Genomic DNA, 6,570 nt, shown 5'->3' with positions numbered 1-6,570 from the left:
CCGCACCGGCCGGCAGCGGCACCGCGCCGGCCCCGTGCACCTGCAGGTGAAGCCCGGTGCCGGTGTCAGCAGCCAGCCCCTCGACGAAGTTCATGCGCGGCGAGCCCAGGAAACCGGCCACGAAGCGGTTGGCCGGGCGCTGGTAGAGCGCGAGCGGTGCGCCCACCTGCTCGACGCGCCCGCCGTTGAAGACGGCGATGCGGTGGCCCAGGGTCATGGCCTCGACCTGGTCGTGGGTGACGTAGACCATGGTGTTGCCGATCTCGCGGTGCAGGCGCGACAGCTCGATGCGCATCTGCACACGCAGGGCGGCGTCCAGGTTCGACAGCGGCTCGTCGAAAAGGAAGACCTTGGGCTTGCGCACGATGGCGCGGCCGATGGCCACGCGCTGGCGCTGGCCGCCCGAGAGCTCGCGCGGCTTGCGCGCCAGCAACGGCCCGAGCTGCAGGATCTCGGCCGCGCGGCCCACGGCGGCGTCGATCTCGGCCTGGGGCCGGCCGGCCATCTTCAGCGCAAAGCCCATGTTCTCGGCCACACTCATGTGCGGGTACAGCGCATAGCTCTGGAAGACCATCGCCACGCCGCGCTGGGCGGGCGGCACGTGATTGAGGCGTTCGCCGCCCAGGACGATCTCGCCGCCGTCGATGTCTTCCAGGCCGGCGATCATGCGCAGCAGGGTGGACTTGCCACAGCCCGAGGGGCCGACGAAGACGGTGAACTCGCCGTCGGCAATGTCCAGGTCGATGCCGCGGATCACCTCCAGTCCGCGGCCATAGCTCTTGCGCACGCCGCGCAGGGTCAGGGCTGCCATCTCAGGTCCTCCGCTGCGAGGCGATGAAATCGCGGTACCAGTACGCGCTGGCCTTGGGCGTGCGCACCTGGGTGTCGTAGTCCACATGCACCAGGCCGAAGCGTTTGCCGTAGCCCGAATCCCACTCGTAGTTGTCGAGCAGGCTCCAGTAGAAGTAGCCCCGCACATCGACGCCGGCCTCGATGGCGCGGGCGAGGGCCTGCAGATGGGCGTGCACGTAGTCGATGCGGGGCTGGTCGGCCACGGCCCCGTCCACCAGCCGGTCGGGATGGGCCATGCCGTTTTCGGTGATGTAGACCGGCGGCAGGCGGTAGTTGCGATGCAGCCAGGTGAGCAGCTCGGTGAGGCCCTCGGGATAGATCTCCCAGCCCATGTCGGTCTCGCCCTGCCGCTTGGGCGCCGGCACCGGGGGCTGGGCCGTCGAGGCCCAGATGCGTGTGTAGTAGTTGATGCCCAGAAAATCGAGCGGCTGGGCCATGATCTCGAAATCGTTTTCATCAACAACCGGATGAAGGGCCCGGCCGTCGATCGTGGGATAGCGCTTCAGGAAAAGCGGGTCCATGTACCAGCGCACGAAGGCGGCGAACTGGCGTTGGGCTTCGGCGCGGTCGGCCTGGCCGTCGGTGGCCGGCGTGGCGGGCGACTGGTTCAGCACGATGCCCAAGGAGGCCCTCACCCCCGAGGCACGCATCGCCTGGAGCGCCAGCCCATGGGAGAGCAGCAGATGGTGCGCCACCTGCACGGCGGCCTGCGGATCGCGCCAGCCTGGGGCGAACTTTCCCACCTCATGGCCCAGGATGGCGGTACACCAGGGCTCGTTGTGGGTAGCGATCGCCGCGACGCGGTCGCCCAGGCGGCGGCCCATGCGCTCGGCATACTCGGCAAAGCGCTGTGCGGTGTCGCGCACCACCCAGCCGCCGCGCTCCTGCAAGGCCTGGGGCAGGTCCCAGTGATACAGGGTCACGTGCGGCGCGATGCCCTTGGCGAGCAGCCGGTCCACCAGGCGGTCGTAGAAGGCCAGGCCTTTCTCGTTCCACGCGCCCTGCCCCAGGGGCTGCACGCGCGGCCACGAGACCGAGAAACGGTAGGCCTGCAGGCCCAGCGCGGCCATCAGGTCCACGTCGATCTCGTAGCGGTGGTAGTGATCGCAGGCCACGTCGCCGGTGTGGCCCTGGAAGGTGGTGCCCGCCTGATGGGAAAAGTGGTCCCAGATGGAGGGGCCACGCCCGTCCTCGCGGACGGCGCCTTCGATCTGGTAGGCGCTGGTGGCAGCCCCCCAGACAAAACCGGGTGGAAAAGACAGTGAGGTCACGAATGAGTCCTTGTGGGTCTGGAAACGACAGCGGCGCTCAGGATTTCACGGCACCGGCCGTGAGGCCGTCGATGAGCCGCCGCGAGGCCACCATGAAGAGCGCCAGCAACGGCAGCACCGCAATGGCCGAGCCGGCCGAGATGGCCCCCCAGGGGATCTGGCCCGTGCCCTGCAGCGAGCGCAGGGCCAGCGGGATGGTGTACATCTCCATGTCGCGGATCACGATCAGCGGCCCGATGAAGTTGTTCCACGAGCCGATGAAGGTGATGAGGCCGAGCGTGCCCAGCGCGGGCCCGATGAGCGGCAGCACGATGCGCCAGTAGATCGCGAACTCGCCGCAGCCATCGATGCGCGCGGCGTCGATCAGCTCGCGCGGGATGGCCGACTCGATGTACTGGCGCATCAGGAAGATGCCCAGGGCCCCGCAGGCGCCGGGGATGTAGAGCGCGCGCGGCTGATCCATCCAGCCCAGCCAGCTCATGATCAGCGCCGTGGGGATCATGCCCACGAAGGCCGGCAGCAGCATCGTGGCCATCACCGCACCGAAGAGCCATTCGCGCCCCGGGAAGCGGTACATCGCAAACCCGTAGCCGGCCAGCGAGCAGAAGAAGAGGTTCAGCGCCGTGGAGGCCAGCGCGATATAGACGCTCCAGCCCACGTTCTTCCAGAAGTGCGGCAGGCTGGTGAGCAACTGGCGCAGGTTGTCCAGCAGCGCATCGCCGAACCACAAGGGTGGAGGCATCGAGAGGATCTCTCGGTTGCCATGGGTGGCGAACACGAGCATGAAATAGAAGGGCCCGAGCATCATGGCCGCGCCGATGGTGACGACGACATAGGCCAGCAGGCGCTGCGGCGAAAGGGCGAAAGTGCGCGTGGAGGTCATGGGATCGGCTCCTCAGTCGCGCCGGCCGCCCAGCAGGCGGTGGTTGGCCCAGGTGGCCGCGGCGATGATCAGAAAGAGCAGCCAGGCCACGGCCGAGGCGGTGCCGAAGTCGCCATCCACGAAGGCGGTGGCGTACATGTGCATCGCCGCGGTCTTGCCGGCCTGGTCGATGCCGCCGGTGCCGCCGGTCAGGATGAAGGGCTCCTCGAAGAGCTGCAGGTTGCCGATCAGCGTGAGCGTGACGGCAAAGAAGATCATCGGGCGCAGCAGCGGCAGCGTGATGTGGCGGAACTGCTGCCAGGGCCCGGCGCCGTCCATCTCGGCCGCTTCGTACAGGTCGCGCGGGATGGTCTGCATGGCCGACAGATACAGCACCGCATTCCAGCCCACATAGCGCCACCACACCACGAAGGCGATCATCCATTTCGTGTAGCCGGGCTGGCCCCAGTCGATGTTCTGCTCGGGGAAGAGCGAGCCGATCAGCGGCGCGTCGTGCAGCGAGGTGAGCACGGCATTGACCACGCCGAAGTCGCGCGAGAACAGCGACGAGAACACCAGCGACACCGCCACGGTGGAGGTGATGAACGGCAGGAAGTACAGCCCCACGACGAAGTTGCGCGAGCGCCTGAGCACGCGATGGAAGAAGAAGGCCAGCGGCAGGGCCACCAGGTGCTGCGGCAGGCCCGACACCAGGGCCAGCCACAGCGTGTTGTAGAGCGACTTGTGGAACCAGTCGTCATCGCGCAGGCTGTAGACGTAGTTCTCCAGCCCCACCCAGCGCATCGCTTCCAGGCCGGCGGCCGGGTCCCAGCGGTGGAAGGACAGGTAGACCGAAAACAGCAGCGGAAAGAGCCCGAACACCGCAAACAGGAGGAAGAAGGGGCTGATGAAGACATAAGGCGCACTGCGGCGCGACAGCCAGGGGCGGCGCCACCAGGCGGGCCGCGGGGTCGCGGCAGGCGCAGGCTCGGTCGCCGGCGCGGGGCCTGCCAGGGTGTTCGGGTTCATGGGGTCCAGAGCCAAGTCGAAAGAGCCAGGAAGGGGTTGCTCAACGACGCACGCGGCGCTGCACCTGGGCTTGGGCATCGGCCAGGGCCTGGCCGATGTCCTTGTTCTGCTCCAGCACCTTCTCGAGTTCGGCATTCACCACCTCGGCCGCCACCGGGTCGAACTTGTCCACACTCATCGCGGGGATGCGGTCGGCCGCCTCTTTCCACAGCCGGCGCGCCTTCTGCCCACCCAGGTACTCGATGGGCTGGTCGAGGAAGGGGTCGTTCTGCGCGGCCAGCAGCGAGGGGAAGGCGTCATAGCCTCGGAAGGCCTCGATCTGCATGTCCTTGTGGGTGGTGAGGAACTTGATGAAGTCCCAGGCCGCCTGCTTGTTCTGCGCCTTCTTCGGGATGCCGTAGAACGAGCCGCCCCAGGAGGCATAGGCCCCGCCCGGCAGATGGGCCGAACGCCACTTGCCCTTCGATTCCGGCGCCAGCCAATTGCTGAGATGGCCGGCCAGCCAGGCGCCCATCATCTGCGAGGCGATGCGGTCTCGCTTGAAGCCCTCGCTCCATTCGTTGGACCAGGCGCTGATCTTGCCGTCGATGCCGGCCGTGCGCGCCGCCTTGGCCAGCTCGAAGGCCTTGCGGAAGCGCTCGTTGTTGATGGTGGGCTGGCCCTGCTTGTTGAAGTAGATGCCCTCGCCGTCCTTCAGGTTGGAGCGGATGTAGATGTCCTTGATGTCCACCGCACTGGCCAGCAGCCAGGCGCCCGTGGCGGCCTTGAGCTTCTTGCCCGACTCGATGTAGGACTCCCAGCTCTTGGTGAGCTCGGCCTCGCTCACGCCGGCCCGGTCGAGCAGGTCCTTGCGATAGAAAAGCGCGCCGGGGCCGATGTCCACCGGCATGCCCACCATCACGCCCTGGCCGCTCATGGCCAGCGGGTAGGTGAAGCGCGCCACCTGGTCGCGGAACTGGCCGGCGTTGTAGGGCGGCTTGCTCAGGTCTTCCATGCCGCCGCTTTCAGCAAACTTGCCGATGAAGCCCATGTCGATGGCCATCACGTCGGGCAGGCCGGCGCCGGTGGCCAGGGCCGTGGTCATCGCGGTATGGTGGTCGGCGTAGGCCAGGCTGGTGAGCTTGATCTCCACGTTCGGATGGATCTTCTTGTACAGCGGGATGGCCAGCTTGATGCCCCGGTCCAGGTCCGGGAAGGAGGCCACCGTCAGCGTCACCGTCTGCGCCGATGCCGTTGCGCCCCAGCCCATGGCCGCTGCCAGCAGCAGCGGCGTCCACAGCGTCTTCATCGTCTCGTCTCCTCGCCCCTTGGGCCCGATGATGCCAGGATGGCATCGTTTTCATTAACAACACCTGTACATCCACGGGGACCGCCTCGGAGGACACCCGCCAGACGCCCCTTCGCAGCCGCCCTGACCCGCACCGTCCTTCGGGGCGTGGGGAACACCGGGGGTGCACGCCTCGAAGAAGATATGAAACCGTTTTCAGAGCGGATGCATTTCAGCAGTCACTGAAAACGTTGTCAACGCTGCCCCGTGGTTTCATCCCGGTAACCAGGGAAAGTCCCAGTCCCCCCGTCGCCGCCCGGGCGCGGCAAGAGCGCGTCCAGCAGGGGGCGCCGCCAGGTCAGCGTGAGCGGCTCCAGGATGCCGAAGCTCGAGGCCAGTTCCCAATAGGCCCAGGAGAAGCCCCGGGCTTCGGCCTCGCGGCGCACGGCCGCGGTCCAGGCGATGCGGGTGGCCTCGTCGGCACGCGAATAGACCCCGAATTCGCCCAGGAAGACGGGCCGGCGATGCGTCCTCGCCCAGGCTTGCACGCGGTCGAAGTCGGCGCGCAGCCTGGCCATCTGCCCGGGCGTGCCGCGCCAGGTGGTGCCCACCCAGGCACCCGCCCCGCTGACCCATTCGGCGCCCTGGTGGGTCACGGCCATGGGCTCGTAGTAGTGAAAGGTGGCGATGATGTTGCGGTCGTCGGCCGGCAGCTCCAGGTCGGCCAAGGCGTCGGCGGCGTTCCAGTCGCCCCCGCCGATGATCAGCGTGCGATGGGGATTGCTCTCGCGCACCACCGGCAGCACGGCGGCCAGGGCCTCGTTCCAGCGCGCGCGGGTCAGCTCCCGGTGCGGCTCGTTGAGCAGCTCGAACATCACCGTGGCCGGTGCGTCGCGGTAGTGCTCGGCCACCTGACGCCACAGGGCGAGGAAGCGCCCGCGCTCGGCCTGCGGCTCCAGCATCATGGCCGCGTAATGGTGCATGTCTAGGACCACCGCCAGGCCGTGCGACTGGGCCAGGCGGATCACGCCATCGACGCGCTCGAAGAACGCCGGCGCGATCGCATAGGGAGGCTGGTGGCTGGCCCGCGCGTCCCAGCGGATGGGCAGGCGGATCGCCGTGAAGCCGGCCTGCGCACTGAGGGTGACGAATTCGTCGCGCAGCATCGGCCCCGCCAGGCCCTCGCGGGCGTGTTCGAGCATGTTGCCGAAATTGATACTGCGCGCCAGCAGGCGGTTGCAGCTCTCGGCGCGCGCCTGCGGCGCTTGGTCGAAGGAGAAGGCCCGGGC

The 6,570-nt window shown here is 67.9% G+C and carries 6 protein-coding genes; all 6 read right to left on the bottom strand.

Annotation, left to right across the window (positions count from 1 at the left end):
* Positions 1 to 811 (bottom strand): ABC transporter ATP-binding protein (locus ACK42S_RS14285; RefSeq protein ID WP_409708862.1); only part of this gene is annotated, 811 nt, incomplete at its 3' end.
* Position 812: 1 nt separating this feature from the next.
* Entirely contained in the window at positions 813 to 2,123 is a 1,311-nt protein-coding gene (locus tag ACK42S_RS14280; RefSeq protein WP_409708859.1) for a GH1 family beta-glucosidase, read from the bottom strand.
* A 37-nt stretch (positions 2,124 to 2,160) separates the two neighbouring features.
* Positions 2,161 to 3,006, bottom strand: a complete 846-nt coding sequence (locus ACK42S_RS14275; protein ID WP_409708856.1) for a carbohydrate ABC transporter permease — start codon at positions 3,004 to 3,006, stop codon at positions 2,161 to 2,163.
* A 12-nt stretch (positions 3,007 to 3,018) separates the two neighbouring features.
* Positions 3,019 to 4,014, bottom strand: a complete 996-nt coding sequence (locus tag ACK42S_RS14270; protein ID WP_409708853.1) for a carbohydrate ABC transporter permease — start codon at positions 4,012 to 4,014, stop codon at positions 3,019 to 3,021.
* Positions 4,015 to 4,054: 40 nt separating this feature from the next.
* Positions 4,055 to 5,302, bottom strand: a complete 1,248-nt coding sequence (locus ACK42S_RS14265; RefSeq protein ID WP_409708850.1) for an ABC transporter substrate-binding protein — start codon at positions 5,300 to 5,302, stop codon at positions 4,055 to 4,057.
* Positions 5,303 to 5,535: 233 nt separating this feature from the next.
* On the bottom strand, positions 5,536 to 6,570 hold a 1,035-nt coding region (locus ACK42S_RS14260; protein ID WP_409708847.1), incomplete at its 5' end, for a glycoside hydrolase family 5 protein.

Source organism: Caldimonas sp. (assembly GCF_046289365.1).
GTDB lineage: Bacteria > Pseudomonadota > Gammaproteobacteria > Burkholderiales > Burkholderiaceae_C > Caldimonas.
The sequence above is the reverse complement of the archived record's forward strand: the minus strand, read 5'-3'. Positions and strand labels throughout refer to the sequence as shown.

Coding starts and splice junctions, on each gene's coding strand:
- ACK42S_RS14275 (WP_409708856.1), bottom strand. CDS start 3,006: ATGACCTCCACGCGCACTTTCGCCCTTTCGCCGCAGCGCCTGCTGGCC.
- ACK42S_RS14270 (WP_409708853.1), bottom strand. CDS start 4,014: ATGAACCCGAACACCCTGGCAGGCCCCGCGCCGGCGACCGAGCCTGCG.
- ACK42S_RS14265 (WP_409708850.1), bottom strand. CDS start 5,302: ATGAAGACGCTGTGGACGCCGCTGCTGCTGGCAGCGGCCATGGGCTGG.